Source organism: Tatumella ptyseos ATCC 33301, from assembly GCF_000735525.1.
Classification (GTDB): Bacteria; Pseudomonadota; Gammaproteobacteria; order Enterobacterales; family Enterobacteriaceae; genus Tatumella; species Tatumella ptyseos.
Genome location: NZ_JMPR01000035.1, coordinates 41587 through 59100, shown reverse-complemented (window position 1 = coordinate 59100; position 17514 = coordinate 41587). Strand labels below are relative to the sequence as shown.

Genomic DNA, 17514 nt, shown 5'->3' with positions numbered 1-17514 from the left:
AATGCCGCGCTCAACGGCGGCATTCACCGGTTTCTTATTTACCGTCGATAATGGCGGTAATTTCCTGTTCCATCAGTTTACCCCGCCAGCCTTTCAGCAGCTCCGGCGTGCGACTCACAGGTTTAATTTTCCAGTGTTCACTCAGTACCTGATTGATCTGCCGACGGGAAGCCAGTAACTCCTGACTGAAGCCCGTGCGGTCACTGATCGATTTAATGCAGGCTTTCAGGTCCTTAAACAGGGCTTTATAGCCAGGGCATTCGATCAGATTTTTCAACGGTAACGGATAACTCTCTTCCGGGGCCTCTTTGGCCTGAGCGACCAGACGAAGCAAGGTGTCGCCGTGGAAACGTATTTCCGGTCCGGCAAGCCCCATCTCGTGTAACTCCCCCAGAGACCCTGGCAGATAGCGTGCGACTTTCCAGAGGTTTTCCTCTTTGACGACGAAGTTAACCGCCATATCTTTACGCCGTGCATAGTTCAGGCGCCATTCTGCGAGCTTCTGCAACGCTGCCAGTTGTAACGGGCGGAGCTGCCAGGCCTGACTGATATCAATCCATGCCTGATCCGCCGGCAGGATATCTCTGCGCCTTTCGCATAACATCGTACATTCACTGAGTGCATCTGCCAGCACCTGTTGCTCTTCAGCCTGCTGATGCAGTTTTTGTGCAATCGGCAACAAATACCAGACATCTGCCGCGGCATACTCACACTGACGTTCACTGAGAGGCCTGGCCAGCCAGTCAGTGCGTGATTCACTTTTATCCAGCGTCACACCCTCGAACTCTGAGACCATTGCTGCAAATCCCAGTGACATCGGGAAGCCCAGGAATGCCGCCAGGATTTGGGTATCGACCATGGGTTCAGGCAGAACACCGAAACGGTTAAGGAAGACTTCTAAATCTTCTCCGCCAGCATGCAGGTACTTAACCACCTGAACATCACTCAGCAGGGCCTTGAAGGGTTCCCAGTCGCTGATCCCGAGAGGATCAATCAGCGTCAGGAGTGAGCCGTCAAATAACTGGATCAACCCCAGTTGCGGATAATAGGTTCGGGTACGGACAAACTCGGTATCCAGGGCAACGGCTGTTTTCTGTCTGGCTTCAGCGCAAACCTCTGCCAGTTGCTGATTGGTATGAATTAATTGATAGTTCAAAGCAACATTCTCTCTTACTGTGGAAATGCATCACAGCGATAATGAAAAACGCCGGGCTCTCCGGCGTTGGTATAAAAAGATTCCGGCGCCACCGTGGGGTGGTATAACGGAGCTTGTTCCGGTGGACCTGAACAGTGCCGGCCAGCCACATTGTCCGGCTGCCGGGCATTAACTGTTTTCTGCATCTGCCTACCCTGTCAGATTATTACAGTCAGGGTCAAGCAACTCTTTACCTCTCCGCCCTGATTTACCCGCCAGACGGTGAAAATGCGAAAAGCCGGGCCCCTGGCGGAGCGGAGAAACGCACAAAAAAACCGCGGCCGGCAGGCCACGGTCTTTGTCACCGTATTACTTATTCCGTCAGGTAAGACTGAACCGTGGCCGGCCCCGGGTTATAGAATCCCCACCAGGGGTTAGCAACCCAGTAACCGTGACGGTAACGTCCGGGACCCGGGCCGTAGACGAACCACGGATCCATTGGTTGCGGTGGCGTCATTACCTGTCTGACCAGATGCCAGCGCTGATAACCGGTGACATCAATCACCAGGAATTTATAGGACGCGTTACCGACCTTACCTTCATCGGTACCACGGATATTGCCCAGCACCGTCAGATACTGGTTATTAAGGTTAACCGGGTCGACAAAAGCAGGTACGTCCGCGTAGATCCTGCCGATTGAAGCCGCACCCAGCACCGGCCGCGCGCTGTCATCCAGTGGCTGTACGGCCAGCTCAATGCGGGTCCGGCCATTGGTATTGCTCACGCTGACGACTTTACCCCCGAACCGTGATTCCTGACCGACATAAAGCTGCGGCGCATTCATCACCTGGACCAGATTCTGCTGAGGCAACGGGGAATGACCGCGGATACTCTGCGGCACCGTAACACATCCTGACAACAGTAATACCGGGACCAGCAGCATTGCCGGACAATGTTTGATCAGTTTCATCATGATTATCTCCTGAATGTTATCCGTTGCCTCACCTCATCCGAACCACATGCTGCCGGCATTATCTGCCAGGCAATTTTTTCCATGTCACTTCGTTACGCAGATACACCGGCTCAATGTCTGCCGCCTGCGACACTTCGCCCCGTTGCCAGAGCACTGTCGCCAGGGGCAGCATGTCTTCTGCGGCCGGTAATTCGGTAGCCCCCTCCGTCAGCTCCAGAGAATGCCCCTGCAGCAATTCCGGATACGCCTGCCATCCTGTTCCTGCCATTGCCCAGCGGCCGGAAAGTGACTGCATACGCAGAAGGGCCTGAGCCGGACTTAATACGGCTTCGGTGTCACTGCCCTGCCATTCTCCTGACGCATCACGCTGATATTCTGCCCAATAGACTTCCCCCATCCGGGCATCAATGGCCGTCAGTACCCTGTCCGCCTGACAGCGTCTGAAAGCCCCTTGCGCCAGCGTAGCCAGCGTGGAGACGCCAATCATTGGTAGCTCCGCGCCGAGCGCCAGCCCCTGAGCAATGCCGATGCCGATACGCACACCGGTAAAACTGCCCGGACCACGACAAAACACCAGGGCATGCAGAGAATTCAGGGTCAGTTCCTGTCCTGCCAGTAATTCTGCCACCAGCGGCAGGATCTTACGGGTGTGATCACGGGGCGCAATCTCAAAACGTGCATCCTGCTGCTGTTGATTCAGGATGGCTGCGGAACAGGCTTCTGTCGCAGTATCCAGGGCTAATAGTTTCAGTGTTGAGATATCTTGCATAATTTTTCGTTATTAATAAGTGTGAAGAACCGGTGAGGACTGATGCGGAGTTTCGCCCGTCCGCCCTCTTCCGGTAAGACTATTCTACACCGCAGCGGCGCAGGGATACATGAAAGACACATCAGGAAATGCAAATGATCCGCAACAAAATAAGACAGGCTCAGGTTTCATCGGTATCCTCCATCATCTGCGGACTTCCTGCAGTAATAAACGCTTCCGCCCGGGCAAGATCCCGGGTACGCGGTGTATCCGGAAGACTGTTAAGAAACAGCTCGCCGTAAGGCCTTGAGACCAGTCTGGCATCACAAATCACCAGCACACCGCGATCCGTCACATCACGGATCAGCCGCCCTGCCCCTTGTTTCAGCGTAATAACCGCATCCGGCAATTGCACTTCATTAAAAGGATCCAGTCCCCGGTGACGCGCGTCTTCCATTCGCGCTTTCAGTAAAGGGTCTTCCGGCGAGGTAAAGGGCAGCTTATCGATAATCACCAGTGATAACGCATCACCGCGGACATCCACGCCTTCCCAGAAACTGCTGGTTGCCACCAGCAAGGCATTACCTGCCTCAATAAACTGCTGCAGGATCTGACCTTTGCTGGTTTCTCCCTGTAACAGTACCGGCAACGTCAGTAACGCCCTGAATTCAGCCGCCAGATCACGCATCATCTGATACGAGGTACATAAAAAGAAGCAGCGTCCCCGGTTCGCTTCAATCAACGGCGCAAGCATGGCGGCCAATGATTTAGCCGCCCCGGGACGCTGGTTTTCCGGAAGATTTCGTGGCACACAAAGCAATGCCTGCTGACGATAATCAAAAGGACTGTTGAGGATCAGCTGCCGGGCGCCGCTCACCCCTAACCGGTCAGCGAAGTGATCCATTTTGCCGTTAACGGACAGGGTTGCAGAGGTGAAAACCCAGGCGGCTTTACGGGCATCCATCACTTCACGAAAGCGTTCTGCGACCGAAAGTGGTGTCAGTGCCAGGGTAAAGTAGCGGGCGTTACATTCATACCAGTAACTGAACCCCGCCTCACTGGTCTGACTGATGCGTTTAAGCCGGGTCCGGTATTGCGCTGCCCGTTCGAAGGCGGCATCAAGTAAGGCTGAGCGCCCAAGACTGAGTTTAATCACGTCGTAGCAGAGTTCCAGCGCATCATCCAGCAATACCCGCATGCGTGAAACATCGGGACGCTGTAAGACTTCCCGCAGATTACCGCGATACCCCGGGTCTCCCAGTATCAGCCGGAAGTCCTGACTGGCCTGAGCCAGACGGTCGGCCGCTTTCTGTAACTGCTGTACATCCCGCACTTCGGTACGGTATGCGATAGTAATATCACGCGACAGATCCTGCATCTGACGCCCGGAAATCTGCTGACCGAAATACTGGCTGGCAATGTCAGGAAGCTGATGCGCTTCATCAAAGATCATGACATCTGCCTCCGGGATCAGCTCGGCAAAACCACTTTCTTTGACCACCAGATCGGCAAGGAAAAGATGATGATTCACCACCACGACATCTGCATCCATCGCTCGCTGGCGCGCTTTAACCACAAAGCAGTCACTGTAGCGGGGACAGTCACTGCCCAGACAGTTATCATTGGTACTGGTCACCAGCGGCCATAAGGTGCTGTCTTCTGCCACACTACCGCAACTGCTGATATCTCCGTCCACCGTCACCGCCGACCAGCCACGGACACTGACTAAATCACTCAATGCCTGTACAGGAAGGTCGCCACCGGAGAGGTTTTGCTGATCCATTCTTTCCAGACAAAGGTAATTCGACCGGCCCTTCAGGAGAGCCGTTTTTCCTTTGTAGGACAGTGCGTTAACAATGGTCGGGAGATCCCGGGTATAAAGCTGATCCTGCAATGCACGGGAACCGGTGGAGACAATCACTTTTTTACCGGAGCGCAGCGCCGGAACCAGATAGGCGAAGGTCTTTCCGGTGCCGGTGCCGGCTTCCGCAACCAGCTCATGCCCTTCTGATATTGCGGTTGTGACGGCCTGAGCCATTTCCCGCTGAGCGGCGCGAGGCCGGAAACCCGGAATGGCATCGGTCAGGATCCCTCCCGGGGAAAAATCTTCAGTCACATCGCCTCTCTCGTCATTCGGTTGCACCCTGCAATTATGTCAGTAATCCTGCCCGCTCACCACCAGGGATGACATATTCCTCCTGATATGGCAGGCTGACGGACATTGACACTAAGGAGTTGTGAATGACCATTACACGAATCGATCCTGAACACCGTATGTCCGAAGCCGTAATTCACGATCAGACGGTATACTACACCAGTGTGCCGGAAGATCTTGAAGGCGACGCCCTGGCACAGACCGCCGATGCCCTGGCCGTTATCGATAAGATCCTGGCCCGCGTCGGCAGCGATAAAAGTAAGATCCTGGACGCGACCATTTTTCTGACTGACAAAGCCGATTTTGACGCGATGAACCAGGCCTGGGATGCCTGGGTCTCTCCGGGAAATGCACCGGTGCGCTGCACCGTGCTGGCCGGTCTGATGCATCCGAAATACAAAGTAGAAATTAAGGTGATCGCCGCGTTATAAGCGCCGCTATTCCTGCTCGTCTTCTTCGTCATCTTCAAAGCGCGCCAGGCTGATCCCGCCCTGGTGCGTTTCACGAATTTCAGCCGCAACCTGTGCGATAGCCTCACCGCTGGACATGCCATCGGCAATCAGTTGATGAATGCGTTCGACGGCCTGTTGTTGCTGTTCAACCGAAAGTGCCGGTAATCCTTTAAACATAGAAACCTCTGTCAGACAACAGCTCTGTGCAGGATGCACGAGATAACGGATGTCAGTGATAAAAAAATATGTCAGGCTATAGTCAGTTTAGTTGCTGACGACTTTCTGACACTTATGACCCTGAAAACAATTTCCCTGCCATACTCTCCGGACGCGCTTACCGGCTGGTTTTCGCGTGTTTCTGAACAACCGTGGGCCATGTTATTAAGCTCTTCCGGTGCAGATCATCACGATAACCGTTTTGATATTTTTTAGCGCGGCTCCCCTCCGGACACTCACTACCCGTGGGACTGAAACTACCATTGAAGATGCCGATGGCTTCAGGCTTTCCGGGCGGGATCCGCTGGCTCTGGTGCAGGAAGCCCTGGAAATATTACCGGCTGTCGGCACTCCCGATGCGGATATTCCCTTTGCCGGCGGCGCGCTGGGTCTGTTCGGTTATGATCTGGGGCGACGATTTGAACACCTTCCCCAACGGGCAATAAACGATCTGCAGACCCCTGATATGGCAGTCGGTATTTACGACTGGGCCATGATAGCAGATCACCATCAAAAACGCCTTACCCTGGTCAGCCTGAGCGACGTCAGCCAGCGTCTTCACTGGCTGTCTGAACAACAGTTATCTCCGCAGCCCCCCTTTCGGTTACTGACCGACTGGGAAAGCAATTTATCGGCTCAGGGCTACGCCCGGTGTTTCGAGCGGGTCAAAGAGTATATCCGTGCCGGCGACTGTTACCAGATAAATCTGGCACAGCGGTTCAGCGCCGGTTATGAAGGAAGTGAGTGGCAAGCCTGGGAACATCTGAGTCACCAAAACCGGGCGCCTTTCAGCGCATTTATTCGTCTTAACGAAAGCTGTCTGCTGAGCCTCTCCCCGGAACGCTTTCTTAAAGTCTCCGGCAGTGAGATTGAAACCCGGCCGATTAAAGGGACCCGCCCGCGGATGACCGATCCGCAGGAAGATGCAAGGCAGGCCGCAGAACTCGCGGTCGCAGAAAAAGATCGGGCCGAGAACCTGATGATTGTCGACTTGCTGCGTAACGATATCGGCCGCATTGCGACACCGGGCAGTGTGACCGTCCCTGAACTGTTCACTGTGGAGCCTTTCCCGGCGGTGCATCATCTGGTCAGTACGGTTCGCGGAAGCCTGCCAGCCGATCTTCACCCGACTGACCTGTTACGATCCTGCTTCCCGGGGGGATCCATTACCGGGGCACCGAAGATCCGTGCCATGGAAATTATCGACGAACTGGAGCCTCATCGCCGGAATGCCTGGTGTGGCAGCATCGGTTATCTCAGCCGTTGCGGTACCATGGATACCAGTATCACTATCCGGACCCTGACCGCCGAAGGCGGAAAACTTTACTGTACCGCCGGCGGCGGGATTGTCGCCGACAGCGTCCTGGACGAGGAGTATCAGGAGACTTTCCATAAAGTGCAGAGGATCCTCCCGGCTCTGCAGCATTTATCCGCTTCGGCCTGCAATGAATAGCGAGGCATTCCGTCAGCGGTTCACTTTACTGTTACCCCCGGACAATGCACCGGTGTCGCCGGGTGGCCGTGAAGCGGCCGTATTAGTGCCGGTGATAACGTATCCGGAGCCACACCTGCTGCTGACAAAGCGTGCCGCGCATTTGCGGCATCATCCGGGACAGGTTGCCTTTCCCGGCGGGAAACGGGATCCGGCTGACCGTTCACTGATGCAGACCGCGCTACGGGAAACCTGTGAAGAATTGGGGGTGCCCCCCCGTCACATCGAGGTTATCGGTACCCTCCCCGTCGTCAGCAGTCAGACCGGCTTTCGCGTCACCCCGTTTGTGGCGTTGTTAACGCCAGGCACTCTGCTGACCCTGGCCCCGGAAGAAGTCGCGCTGAGCTTTGAAGTACCATTAGCCCCCTTGCTTTCCCCTGCGAACTTTTTCCGGCTGGACGTGCTGCGAAACGGACAGCCCCACACGGTCCGGGTGGTGGATTACCAAAAGCATTTTATCTGGGGCATGACTGCAGGTATTATTCGCAACCTTGGAAAACAGATAACCGGTGAATAGCCTTCTTTAGCGATAATCCCTGTCGTTATCTCACTTTTCCATCAATAATTATTCCGTGTATCTTACCCGGAACACATTTTACTGCGCTGATGCGCTGGCTTTCCTGCGGAACAACCAGCATCAGCCGGTTATAGCCAGATTGACCAAAGTATGGGAGTTTTTGTGATAAGTGTCTTCGACATGTTTAAAGTAGGTATCGGCCCTTCCAGTTCTCATACGGTTGGCCCGATGAAGGCGGGCAAAGAATTTGCTGATGCGCTGATTGCCGAAGATAAACTTACCCGGACGACCCGCATTTCAGTGGATGTCTATGGTTCACTTTCCCTTACCGGACACGGTCACCATACGGATATTGCCATCATTATGGGATTATCCGGGGCTGCTCCGGATACGGTCGATATTGATGCCATTCCGGCGTTTGTGGCCGATGTCAGCCAGCGACAACGCCTGCCGATGGCCGGGGGAACACATGAGGTGGATTTTCCGCGGGAAGGCGGCATGATCTTCCGCAGTGATAACCTGCCACTGCATGAAAACGGACTGACCCTGACCGCCTGGGAAGACGACATGTGCCTGCTTAAGAAGACGTATTATTCCGTAGGCGGCGGTTTTATCATCGAAGAAGCGCAGTTCGGACAACCGGTCCTCGATGAGGTTGAAGTGCCACACCCGTTCAATACTGCCCGGGAGTTGCTGGAAAGCTGCCATCGCACCGGACAGTCTATTTCCGGACTGGTCATGAAAAATGAGCTGGCGCTGCATAGCCGCAGTGAAATAGAACAGTATTTCGCTACGGTCTGGCAGACGATGCAAGCCTGTATCGACCGGGGGTTAAATACTGAAGGTGTTCTGCCGGGGCCGTTGCGTGTTCCTCGCAGGGCCTCTTCCCTGCGACGTCTGCTGATTTCCGGCAGTCAGCATTCCAGTGACCCGATGAACGTTATTGACTGGGTGAATATGTTTGCCCTGGCGGTCAATGAAGAAAATGCGGCCGGTGGCCGGGTGGTCACCGCACCCACGAATGGTGCCTGTGGGATTATTCCGGCAGTGCTTTCCTACTACCATCAGTTTGTCTCACCGGTCAGCCAGGAAGTCGCTTTACGCTATTTCCTGGCCTCCGGGGCTATCGGGATCCTCTATAAGATGAATGCTTCGATTTCCGGGGCGGAGGTCGGCTGTCAGGGCGAGGTGGGCGTCGCTTGTTCAATGGCTGCCGCCGGGCTTGCAGAGTTATCCGGGGCCAGTCCGGAGCAGGTCTGTATTGCGGCGGAGATAGGTATGGAACATAACCTCGGCCTGACCTGTGACCCGGTGGCCGGTCAGGTTCAGGTGCCCTGCATTGAACGTAATGCTATTGCATCTGTGAAAGCCATCAATGCGGCACGTATGGCACTGCGTCGTACCAGTGCCCCGCGGGTTTCGCTCGATAAAGTGATCGAAACCATGTATGAGACCGGGAAAGACATGAATGCAAAATACCGTGAAACTTCCCGTGGCGGGCTGGCGATCAAAGTGCAATGTGATTAACGCTGCAAATTAAGCGGCAGGCGATGAAAGGCCCCGGGGGTATTCCCGGGGCCTTTTTTCAGGCGGACTCCTCGTCAGGGTCGACCGGACGAGTGCGGGTGACACGGACCAGATCAATACGGTAATCCGTGGCCTCTGTAATGGTAAAACTGAGGTCGTCAAGGGTGATCACTTCCCCGACCTGCGGTATCTGCCCTTTCAGGCCGATAAGTCGTCCTGCCAGTGACGCATGGTCTTCACCCGGGACCACCAGACAGTGCACATCCAGTAACTGTTCCAGTGAATGCAGATCCGTCCCGCCTTTTACCAGCCATCCCTCACCTTCGGGAATAATATCGGGCGTTTCATCTTCATCCGGGAACTCACCCGCAATCGCTTCCAGAACATCCAGCGGCGTGATCAGCCCCTGAACCACACCAAATTCATTGCTGACAATCACACAGCTTCCGCGGGCCCTGCGTAGCACCCCGAGCAGGTTTATCGGGTCCAGTGTTTCCGGCACAATGATAGCTGGCGTCGCTGCGGCAAATTGAGCCACATCAACCCCATGATCCAGCGCTACCAACAGTTCCTTCGCCCGGACCACGCCGATGATTTCATCCAGCTCACCCCGGCTCACCGGGAACAGGCTGTGGGGGGTATCCAGTAACTGCTGACGGATCTCATCTATCGGGCTTTCCGCATTAACCCAGGAAATTTCTCCACGTGGCGTCATCAGGCTACGGATGGAACGCGAGGCCAGCGTCAGTACCCCGGTGATCATATAGCGCTCTTCATCCTTGAAAGCTTCAGTCCCCGGTTTTCTGATTTCGGGAGAGGTCCCTTCATCCGTCTGATGCTGGCCCCGCTGCCCGCCCATCAGGCGCAGGATCACCTCGGCCGTACGTTCACGCATCGGTCTGCGGGCCTGATGACGGATAAAATTACGCCGTGCTATCTGATTGAAAAACTCGATGATTATCGAGAATCCGATGGCCGCATAGAGGTAGCCTTTCGGGATATGGAAACCAAAACCTTCAGCCACCAGGCTCAGGCCAATCATCAGCAGGAAGCTGAGACACAGCACAACGACCGTCGGATGTGCATTGACGAACCGGGTCAGTGGCCGCGAAGCCAGCAGCATGATGCCCATGGCAATGACCACTGCCGTCATCATAATCCACAGATGGCTCACCATACCCACGGCGGTGATCACCGCATCCAGCGAGAATACGGCGTCCAGTACCACTATCTGAATCACAACGACCCAGAAACTGGCATAGCTCTTGTTACCGTCATGCGTCTCTGGCCGGTTTTCCAGTCTTTCATGTAATTCCGTCGTGGCTTTAAAGAGCAGGAAAATCCCGCCCGCCAGCATGATTAAATCACGTCCCGAGAACCCGAAGCCGCCGACATGGAATAAGGGTTTTGTCAGCGTGACCAGCCATGACATCAATGAAAGCAAAGCCAGTCGCATCACCAGCGCCAGGCTAAGGCCGATAATCCGGGCCTTATCACGCTGCTTCGGCGGAAGTTTATCGGCAAGAATGGCAATAAAAACCAGGTTATCGATACCGAGAACAATCTCCAGCACGATTAAGGTCAGCAGCCCTGCCCAGACGGAAGGATCAAGAAATATTTCCATTAGCAGCTCCTCAGGGACGTCAACGTCCTGACCTCAGCAAGGTGCCGGCAAAAAGCCGGTATTGATGGAAACTGAACGAAAATGGGTGAGAAAAGAAAACCAGAGGTGTTGCAGAGCAACCCTGAGAAGAACATTGAACGACGTCGGTGACGATCCATAACCCGGGCTAAGCCCATTACTCCTGAATAATAAACAGGGTGTTAATGTATCAGTTACAGCAACGCCGTCAAAAATATTTTTTACATTTACAAAGTTATTGACACTTGTACAGATTTATCCACGCTTCCGTTGCCATAACCGCAGACAAAAATCAGCTTCACAGGTAAAGCTCTCCGATGCCGCCAGGGTGTCACGGACCGCGTCCGTCGCCCGCCATGCAAAAGGAGTCATTTGCAACAGAGCCTGCGAAGCTTCCGGGGGCAGAGACATAGGGTAGCTGAGCCGTTGCTCCCTGACGCATTCAAACGCTTCCAGCGGGTGCTCATTTTCCTCATGCAGTTTAACTTCCTGATAGATGAGGGCTTTAAGTTGCATCAGGTGACGTGGTGCCGGTGTGACCGTCAGCAGATAACCGCCAGGCATGATCGTTCGGGCGAGTTCTTCATCTTTGCAGGGGGCATAAATGCGCAATACCGCAGAAAGACTGTTATCCGCAAACGGCAGACGATAACTGGAGGCGACACAGAAACGAATCGCTTTATAACGTTTAGCAGCAGATTTTATGGCAATTTTCGCCACATCCAGGCCATAAATTTCCGCACCGGGCCTCGATTCAAATGCCGCCGCAATGCCGGCAGTGTAATAACCTTCGCCGCAACCAATATCAAGGACCCTGACATCGGGGCCGGGCACATGTTCAGTCAGCAATGCCGTTACGGCATCACGCAGAGGCTGATAATAGCCGGCATCGAGAAAATTGCGCCGTGCCTGCATCATCTCCGGGCTGTCGCCGGGGACTTTCGAGCCTTTATGCTGCACAGGAAGAAGATTCACATACCCTTCACGGGCCTGGTCAAACTGATGATTACCGGCGCATCGCCATCCGCCCTGTTGCTTTTCAAGCAACTGCTGGCACAACGGACATATAAACACTGCTGTTACCCCACTCATAAAATCAGCGGGCAGTGTACCTGTTCATCGCCGGAGTCAAAAGAAAAAACCCCGCTCAAAGAGCAGGGTTTCGCAATTTATCCTGTCAGGAGGTTACCCCTGAAAGATTGTCGCTTATCAGATAGCAGTAACGTTTACTGCAGCAGGACCTTTCTGGCCGTCCTGGATTTCGAACTCAACGTTCTGGCCTTCAGCCAGAGTTTTGAAGCCGTTACCCTGGATTGCAGAGAAGTGTACGAACACATCTTTGCTGCCGTCAGCAGGAGTAATGAAACCAAAACCTTTAGACTCGTTGAACCACTTAACCTGACCTTTAATCTTTGCCATTTTGCAAATTCCTTAAAATGTTTATTTTGCCCGTAGGCGATATTACAGAAAAACGCGGGACTCACTGAATGAGGCACTAATATTAGGTTCGGCAAAGGAAGCAGTTCTAACGATAACGTCTTTACTCATAACTTCTTTACTGATAATGCCATACATATACAGAATCGTACCTCGATTAATCTATCAATTGTTATCACATATCCTTTAATTAATGGCAAGCCATTTTTAATCCTGAGAGGCAACAATGGCAATAATTATTGATATGAGACACATTTTAGTCTTCCGGACGTCCCCCCGGGGGCCCTGTAAACCGGTGACTCAGAGGCTTTCAGCGTCGGGGAGTCATCACTAATTAATACCAAAATGATACTATTTCAGTAGTTTTAACTGTTCAGGATTATAAATATATAACCTCATCGTATAACCCTGATGAAATGATAGTAATCACTGACATAAATTTTTCGTGAGCAAGTTGAAGTTTATTTACTCAGAAAATTAACAGAAATAATGCTGCCGGCAGACTGTCAGGGCAAATATATTATTTTTCTATGACACTATTATAAATAAAACGTAATCCCGTTGCCGCCTGAGTAATATTGTTTCATCCCTCTGCCGGCCCTTCCCTTAAGGCAACCGGATGCTGTGCAAACTCTCCGGAAAGCATGCACAGTGATCAATAATTCCCGATAATGAGGCCACATAAAGCCGGCAGAGAGGGTACGACAGGTAAATATCTCAGGGCAGTGCCCGGCCAGACAGTGGCTTTTCAGGCGAAATATTCCGGCCCCTGTGAGTCAGCCTATACCTCTCGTCAGCCACGCGATTCCGGTAGCGCATCATCCACCGGGTCGCGTACGGTTACGGATAACCGGAGCAACGTCCTGCGGAAAGAGACGGGTAAAGGTAACACAGGCCACCCCTCCCCCCTGCCCCTGTATCCCTTTGGCTGTATCAGCCAGGCGTATACCGTCTCTGTACTTTTCAGCGGATTAACGTTCCGGGACAAACTGCAGGTATTCACTACCTTCCGGTTCAGCCACTACCGGTTCATCGGCAACTTCAGGCACCACAGGCATGTGATACTCAACCAGACGTTTCAACAACGCATTCTGCTTTTTTTGTTCCCTGAGCAACGCCTCAAGGAGCTGTATCTTATCATTGGCTCGGACACTGGCACGGTTAACAAAGAACCAGATAATCAGCGCAAAAATCACCGCCAGGGCAATTAACGACGGCAGAACAAACGGCCCCGGTCCGGACGTAAAATCATTCATACATTGGCCTCAAAACACTCTGTGTTACTTCATGAGAAACTGAGCCAACATTCTACTCTGCATCAATAAAATGTTCATCTGCTGTTGTGCACAATGACCAGGGTGATTGAAACACTTTCAGTTATCTCTGATCCCTTTAAAACGGAGATTGTCCCATGCTACAGATGAGTCAGCCTGGAACGGGATCCTGTTCAATCTTTCGGAGATGAAATGAAATGGTTTTACGCAGCCTGATAATCCTGGCCATGCTGTGGCTGATTATGTTGTTCTCCGGTTACGGAGTGCTGACCGGTAGCCATAAAATTGCCTTCGGTTTGGGTCTTAGCTGCCAGTATCTGACGGCGAAGGGAATGACGGTATCGCGTTACTTACATTCCGAGGGGGGTGTGACAGGCAAAGCGGAGTGTCCGTTGTTCAGCAAAAATGAGGATACCTTCATTCCGGGAGACGGTTCGCTGAAAAACTGACCGCCGGGCACCCCGGCGGTCTGTGATTATTTCAGATAATCACCACGGCGCAGCGCTTCAATACGCTTATCCAGTGGCGGGTGAGACATAAATAACTCACTCAACGACTTTGCTTTACCGTTAATGCAGAAGGCCATCATATTGCCCGGTTCCTGAGGCTCATAGCTGGTTTTCAGGCGCTGGAGTGCGGCAATCATTTTTTCACGCCCCACCAGTTTTGCAGAACCGGCATCCGCATGAAACTCACGGTAACGCGAGAACCACATAGTGATCAGACTGGCAAGCATACCGAACACCAGTTCCAGTACCGTGGCGACCGCGAAATAGACCAGCGGATTACCGTTACCGTTCTCTTCAGAATCCCGGTCAGACGACATAAAACCGGAAGCCAGCTGAGCAATGATCCGGGAGATAAAGATCACAAAGGTATTCACGATCCCCTGAATCAGTGTCATGGTCACCATATCGCCATTAGCAATATGACTGATTTCATGGGCCAGTACAGCTTCGGCCTCATCGCGGTTCATATTTTGTAAAAGCCCGGTCGAAACCGCCACCAGCGACGCATCCCGGCGGGCGCCGGTAGCAAAGGCATTAATGTCAGGTGCATGATAAACCGCAACCTGCGGCATTGCGATGCCGGCCGCCCGCGCCTGCTGTGCTACCGTGTTCATTAGCCAGTTTTCGGTTTCATTGCGCGGTTGTTCGATCACTTCACCGCCGACGGATCGTAATGCCATCCATTTAGACATCAGCAGAGAAATAAATGAACCGCCAAAACCAAACAGCCCCGCCATGATCATTAATCCCTGAACACTGGCGGAACGGATCCCCGTCAGGCTCAGTATTAATCCGAACACCAGCATGACGGCCAGGTTGGTAAGCAAAAATAGAGCGATACGCATCATAAACGTTTATTGTCCTCATTATTTACGCAGGTTATCAGCCCCCTATCCTATGTGCATTACAGGGCTTTTCAAGCAACGATTGAGTGTAGATCCCTGAAAAGACATAACTTTACATTTTGACAGACATATGACGGCATTACTCTCGCTATTCCTGACATAACTCGCCCGGGAACGTCTGTACCGATACCTCAGATAAGTGTGTTTAGTGATGATGGCCAGCGACTCCCGGGCACCGGTATCATTGGTAATCCCCTGCCTTGCCGCGCAACGTACTCTCCGCTTCCCCCGCATAAGTAGCTTTACCCGCAATCCGCGATAGCCGTAGTGAAGCCCCCGGAGGCATTTCACTGTCGGACGCTTCACTCATTATTTTACGGATCATTGACAGGGCAAAGATTAAGGGCCGGGTCATTCCGCTGCCTGAATGAAGTTACGGTCACGGGGTCGGTATTTTGTGCAGGTATTAGTATGGGTGGATCACCGGCAAAAAAAAACACCGGATAACCGGTGTTTTTTAATGACGGAGAGCGCTTATTTACTCGCTTTAGTCGAAGAGGACGCATCTTCAAGCTGTGCGAGATCGTTGGCAATATCGACCGTCTCATCCATGTAAGGATCAGGCTCTTTATAGTCTTTTGGCAACTGATCAAGGCTCGCCAGCGGTTTCTTACCTTCGGCCTGCAGACGGGCATTAATGCGGTCCAGACGCATTGCATCATCTTCTTTGTTCTCTTTCTCACGCTCAGCATAATTCAGAGAAACAATATCAATTTTGTCTTTCATCGCATCAAAACGCTTAATATCCTGCAGGATATACTGGAATTCGCGATCTTTAGCGATCCGCGCATTGTGCTCGGCCAGTAGCGTTGGCAGATAAGGTTTCAGATCACCGTATTTCTGGTATTTTGCCGGCGGGATGCTATCCCACGGTAAGGCATTATCTTCATACTTCTCACCGGTTTTCACCGTCTCAACACCCGTTGGCATCAGCAGATCCGGGGTAACCCCTTTCAGCTGTGTACTGCCACCGTTAATACGGTAAAATTTCTGAATGGTGTACTGTACAGAGCCCAGCGCAGGCCATTCAGGGCGCAGCATCTGATCATAAATACGACTCAGTGAACGGTATTGCTGGACCGTTCCTTTACCGAAGGTCGGTTCACCGACAATCAGTGCTCTGCCGTAATCCTGCATCGCGGCCGCAAAAATTTCAGAGGCTGAAGCACTGAAACGGTCAACCAGCACCACTAACGGACCTTTATAGTAGACAATACCATCGGTATCACTGTCCTGACGGATTTTACCGGTATTGTCACGGACCTGAACGACAGGACCTGACGGGATAAATAAGCCGGAAAGTGAAACTGCTTCTGTCAGCGCCCCGCCCCCGTTGGTGCGTAAGTCGATAACAATACTGTCAACGTGCTGTTTTTCCAGTTTCTGCAGCTGAACCTTCACATCATCGGTCAGTCCGACATAGAACCCGGGAATATCCAGTACACCGACTTTATGCGTGCCCACGTTGTGCACAGACATCTGCACCGCGCGATCTTCCAGACGAATTTTTTCACGCGTCAGGGTAATGGTGCGGGTTTTGGTCCCTTTACCGGCGGGTAAAATCTCAAGACGAACCCGGCTTCCCTTAGGCCCTTTGATTTTCTCCACCACATCGTCCAGGCGCCAGCCGATAATATCTTCCAGTGGTTTGCCCGGTTCGCCAACGGCAACGATACGATCCCCGACCGACAGCAGCTTGCTCCGTGCGGCAGGACCGCCGGCCACCATCGAGTTGATCATGACGGAGCCATCATCGTCAGACTGGAGCACTGCACCGATACCTTCCAGGGAAAGGCTCATTTCGGTATTAAATTGTTCTGTGTTGCGTGGCGACAGATAATTAGTATGCGGATCTATCTGGTGCGCAAAGGAATTCATCGCCATCTGAAACACGTCTTCACTGTTGGTCTGTGCCAGACGACGGATAGCTAATGTATAACGCCGGGTCAGTGTATCCCGGATTTCGGCATCACTCTTGCCGGCAAGCTTGAGATTAAGCTCGTCAAATTTGACCCTGGCATCCCATAGGCTGTTCAGTTCAGCTTCTGAAACCGGCCACGGTGCCTTACTGCGGTCCAGATTAATGGTGTCATGCCCGGTAAAGTCCATCGGGCGTTTCAGGACTTCCAGCGCGTACTGATAACGTTCAAAACGGCGCTTTTGCGACAGATTGAACAGGTCGTAGAAAATATCCAGTTTGCCGGTTTTGAGTTCATCCCCGACCGTACCCGCTTTGTCAGAAAATTTCGCAATATCGGACGCCAGCAGCACATTGTGGTTATAGTCCAGCATGTTCAGATAGCGATCGAAGATTTTTTCTGAAAAAGCACTGTTCAGGTTGATCTGACGGTAATGGGATTGCGTGAACCGCGTAGTCACACGTTCACTGACAGTCACATGCTGAGGTTCCTCATGCAATACCGGGATCTGATCTTCGCGGGTGATGGTGTCTGACGCGAAGGTCTGGCCTGCAAAAAGCAGGCCAGCAATCATACTTAACTTAAAGGTGTTCATGCCCTGGTCATTCTCCGT

The 17514-nt window shown here is 52.7% G+C and carries 17 protein-coding genes and 1 pseudogene; 5 read left to right on the top strand and 13 right to left on the bottom strand.

The genetic code is table 11. From position 1 onward, the window contains the following. Positions 1-34: 34 nt before the first annotated feature. From rnd to yoaA, 4 genes are all read right to left on the bottom strand, one after another. Positions 35-1156 (bottom strand): ribonuclease D, encoded by a 1122-nt coding sequence (rnd, locus tag GTPT_RS10110; protein WP_025903023.1) that lies wholly within the window; start codon positions 1154-1156, stop codon positions 35-37. Between the two features lie 352 nt (positions 1157-1508). Then, a complete protein-coding gene (locus GTPT_RS10100) occupies positions 1509-2105 on the bottom strand; it encodes a Slp family lipoprotein (RefSeq protein ID WP_081671445.1) in 597 nt (198 codons plus the stop codon). 61 nt (positions 2106-2166) lie between these two features. Next, positions 2167-2877, bottom strand: coding sequence for a tRNA (adenosine(37)-N6)-threonylcarbamoyltransferase complex dimerization subunit type 1 TsaB (tsaB, locus tag GTPT_RS10095; RefSeq protein WP_029990163.1), 711 nt, complete (start codon positions 2875-2877; stop codon positions 2167-2169). A 160-nt stretch (positions 2878-3037) separates the two neighbouring features. Then, the gene (yoaA, locus tag GTPT_RS10090) at positions 3038-4972 is read right to left on the bottom strand and encodes a DNA repair helicase YoaA (protein ID WP_038011371.1); all 1935 of its coding nucleotides are present in this window, start codon (positions 4970-4972) and stop codon (positions 3038-3040) included. Between the two features lie 125 nt (positions 4973-5097). On the opposite strand from yoaA, the gene GTPT_RS10085 reads away from it, so the two are divergent. Continuing rightward, positions 5098-5442: a RidA family protein gene (locus tag GTPT_RS10085; protein ID WP_025903018.1), complete on the top strand. Its 345-nt coding sequence runs from the start codon at positions 5098-5100 to the stop codon at positions 5440-5442. A gap of 6 nt (positions 5443-5448) precedes the next feature. Here the strand turns inward: GTPT_RS10085 and GTPT_RS10080 are convergent, their stop codons facing one another. Further along, entirely contained in the window at positions 5449-5640 is a 192-nt protein-coding gene (locus tag GTPT_RS10080; RefSeq protein ID WP_025903017.1) for a YoaH family protein, read from the bottom strand. A 114-nt stretch (positions 5641-5754) separates the two neighbouring features. On the opposite strand from GTPT_RS10080, the pseudogene pabB reads away from it, so the two are divergent. The 3 genes and pseudogenes from pabB (at position 5755) to GTPT_RS10065 (ending at position 9215) form a co-directional block, all read left to right on the top strand. Further along, positions 5755-7132: pseudogene (gene pabB, locus GTPT_RS10075) on the top strand (aminodeoxychorismate synthase component 1). Beyond that, on the top strand, positions 7125-7688 hold the full coding sequence (locus tag GTPT_RS10070) for a CoA pyrophosphatase (protein WP_025903015.1): 564 nt from the start codon (positions 7125-7127) through the stop codon (positions 7686-7688). The pseudogene pabB and the gene GTPT_RS10070 overlap by 8 nt, the downstream one beginning before the upstream one ends. A gap of 162 nt (positions 7689-7850) precedes the next feature. Next, complete coding sequence (locus GTPT_RS10065; RefSeq protein WP_025903014.1) at positions 7851-9215, top strand: L-serine ammonia-lyase; 1365 nt, start codon at positions 7851-7853, stop codon at positions 9213-9215. Positions 9216-9273: 58 nt separating this feature from the next. Here GTPT_RS10065 and GTPT_RS10060 read toward each other — a convergent pair whose 3' ends face one another. The 5 genes from GTPT_RS10060 to GTPT_RS10045 all read right to left on the bottom strand — a co-directional run bounded on the left by GTPT_RS10060 (position 9274) and on the right by GTPT_RS10045 (position 13550). After that, positions 9274-10839 carry a TerC family protein gene (locus tag GTPT_RS10060; protein ID WP_025903013.1) on the bottom strand — a complete coding sequence of 522 codons (1566 nt, stop codon included), beginning with the start codon at positions 10837-10839 and terminating at the stop codon, positions 9274-9276. A gap of 273 nt (positions 10840-11112) precedes the next feature. Beyond that, on the bottom strand, positions 11113-11949 hold the full coding sequence (gene rlmA, locus GTPT_RS10055; RefSeq protein WP_025903012.1) for a 23S rRNA (guanine(745)-N(1))-methyltransferase: 837 nt from the start codon (positions 11947-11949) through the stop codon (positions 11113-11115). A gap of 117 nt (positions 11950-12066) precedes the next feature. Next, positions 12067-12276 (bottom strand): transcription antiterminator/RNA stability regulator CspE, encoded by a 210-nt coding sequence (gene cspE / locus GTPT_RS10050; RefSeq protein ID WP_001062678.1) that lies wholly within the window; start codon positions 12274-12276, stop codon positions 12067-12069. Between the two features lie 42 nt (positions 12277-12318). After that, positions 12319-12405, bottom strand: a complete 87-nt coding sequence (locus tag GTPT_RS17520; protein ID WP_235501133.1) for a hypothetical protein — start codon at positions 12403-12405, stop codon at positions 12319-12321. 860 nt (positions 12406-13265) lie between these two features. Next, positions 13266-13550: a YebO family protein gene (locus GTPT_RS10045; protein ID WP_025903011.1), complete on the bottom strand. Its 285-nt coding sequence runs from the start codon at positions 13548-13550 to the stop codon at positions 13266-13268. Positions 13551-13765: 215 nt separating this feature from the next. On the opposite strand from GTPT_RS10045, the gene GTPT_RS10040 reads away from it, so the two are divergent. Then, positions 13766-14017: a YobH family protein gene (locus GTPT_RS10040; RefSeq protein ID WP_025903010.1), complete on the top strand. Its 252-nt coding sequence runs from the start codon at positions 13766-13768 to the stop codon at positions 14015-14017. 26 nt (positions 14018-14043) lie between these two features. Here GTPT_RS10040 and htpX read toward each other — a convergent pair whose 3' ends face one another. The 3 genes from htpX to prc form a co-directional block, all read right to left on the bottom strand. After that, positions 14044-14925, bottom strand: coding sequence for a protease HtpX (htpX, locus tag GTPT_RS10035; RefSeq protein ID WP_029990156.1), 882 nt, complete (start codon positions 14923-14925; stop codon positions 14044-14046). Positions 14926-15163: 238 nt separating this feature from the next. Beyond that, positions 15164-15337, bottom strand: a complete 174-nt coding sequence (locus GTPT_RS17515) for a hypothetical protein (RefSeq protein ID WP_156022682.1) — start codon at positions 15335-15337, stop codon at positions 15164-15166. Between the two features lie 119 nt (positions 15338-15456). After that, positions 15457-17496 (bottom strand): carboxy terminal-processing peptidase, encoded by a 2040-nt coding sequence (prc, locus tag GTPT_RS10030; protein WP_025903008.1) that lies wholly within the window; start codon positions 17494-17496, stop codon positions 15457-15459. Positions 17497-17514: the final 18 nt, after the last annotated feature.

Bases quoted from the DNA above. Each gene is read 5' to 3' on its own strand.
- htpX (WP_029990156.1), bottom strand. From the start codon at position 14,925: ATGATGCGTATCGCTCTATTTTTGCTTACCAACCTGGCCGTCATGCTG.
- prc (WP_025903008.1), bottom strand. From the start codon at position 17,496: ATGAACACCTTTAAGTTAAGTATGATTGCTGGCCTGCTTTTTGCAGGC.
- GTPT_RS17520 (WP_235501133.1), bottom strand. From the start codon at position 12,405: ATGAGTAAAGACGTTATCGTTAGAACTGCTTCCTTTGCCGAACCTAAT.
- GTPT_RS17515 (WP_156022682.1), bottom strand. From the start codon at position 15,337: ATGACCCGGCCCTTAATCTTTGCCCTGTCAATGATCCGTAAAATAATG.
- rlmA (WP_025903012.1), bottom strand. From the start codon at position 11,949: ATGAGTGGGGTAACAGCAGTGTTTATATGTCCGTTGTGCCAGCAGTTG.
- tsaB (WP_029990163.1), bottom strand. From the start codon at position 2,877: ATGCAAGATATCTCAACACTGAAACTATTAGCCCTGGATACTGCGACA.
- GTPT_RS10080 (WP_025903017.1), bottom strand. From the start codon at position 5,640: ATGTTTAAAGGATTACCGGCACTTTCGGTTGAACAGCAACAACAGGCC.
- GTPT_RS10045 (WP_025903011.1), bottom strand. From the start codon at position 13,550: ATGAATGATTTTACGTCCGGACCGGGGCCGTTTGTTCTGCCGTCGTTA.
- GTPT_RS10060 (WP_025903013.1), bottom strand. From the start codon at position 10,839: ATGGAAATATTTCTTGATCCTTCCGTCTGGGCAGGGCTGCTGACCTTA.
- cspE (WP_001062678.1), bottom strand. From the start codon at position 12,276: ATGGCAAAGATTAAAGGTCAGGTTAAGTGGTTCAACGAGTCTAAAGGT.
- GTPT_RS10085 (WP_025903018.1), top strand. From the start codon at position 5,098: ATGACCATTACACGAATCGATCCTGAACACCGTATGTCCGAAGCCGTA.
- GTPT_RS10070 (WP_025903015.1), top strand. From the start codon at position 7,125: ATGAATAGCGAGGCATTCCGTCAGCGGTTCACTTTACTGTTACCCCCG.
- GTPT_RS10100 (WP_081671445.1), bottom strand. From the start codon at position 2,105: ATGAAACTGATCAAACATTGTCCGGCAATGCTGCTGGTCCCGGTATTA.
- GTPT_RS10040 (WP_025903010.1), top strand. From the start codon at position 13,766: ATGGTTTTACGCAGCCTGATAATCCTGGCCATGCTGTGGCTGATTATG.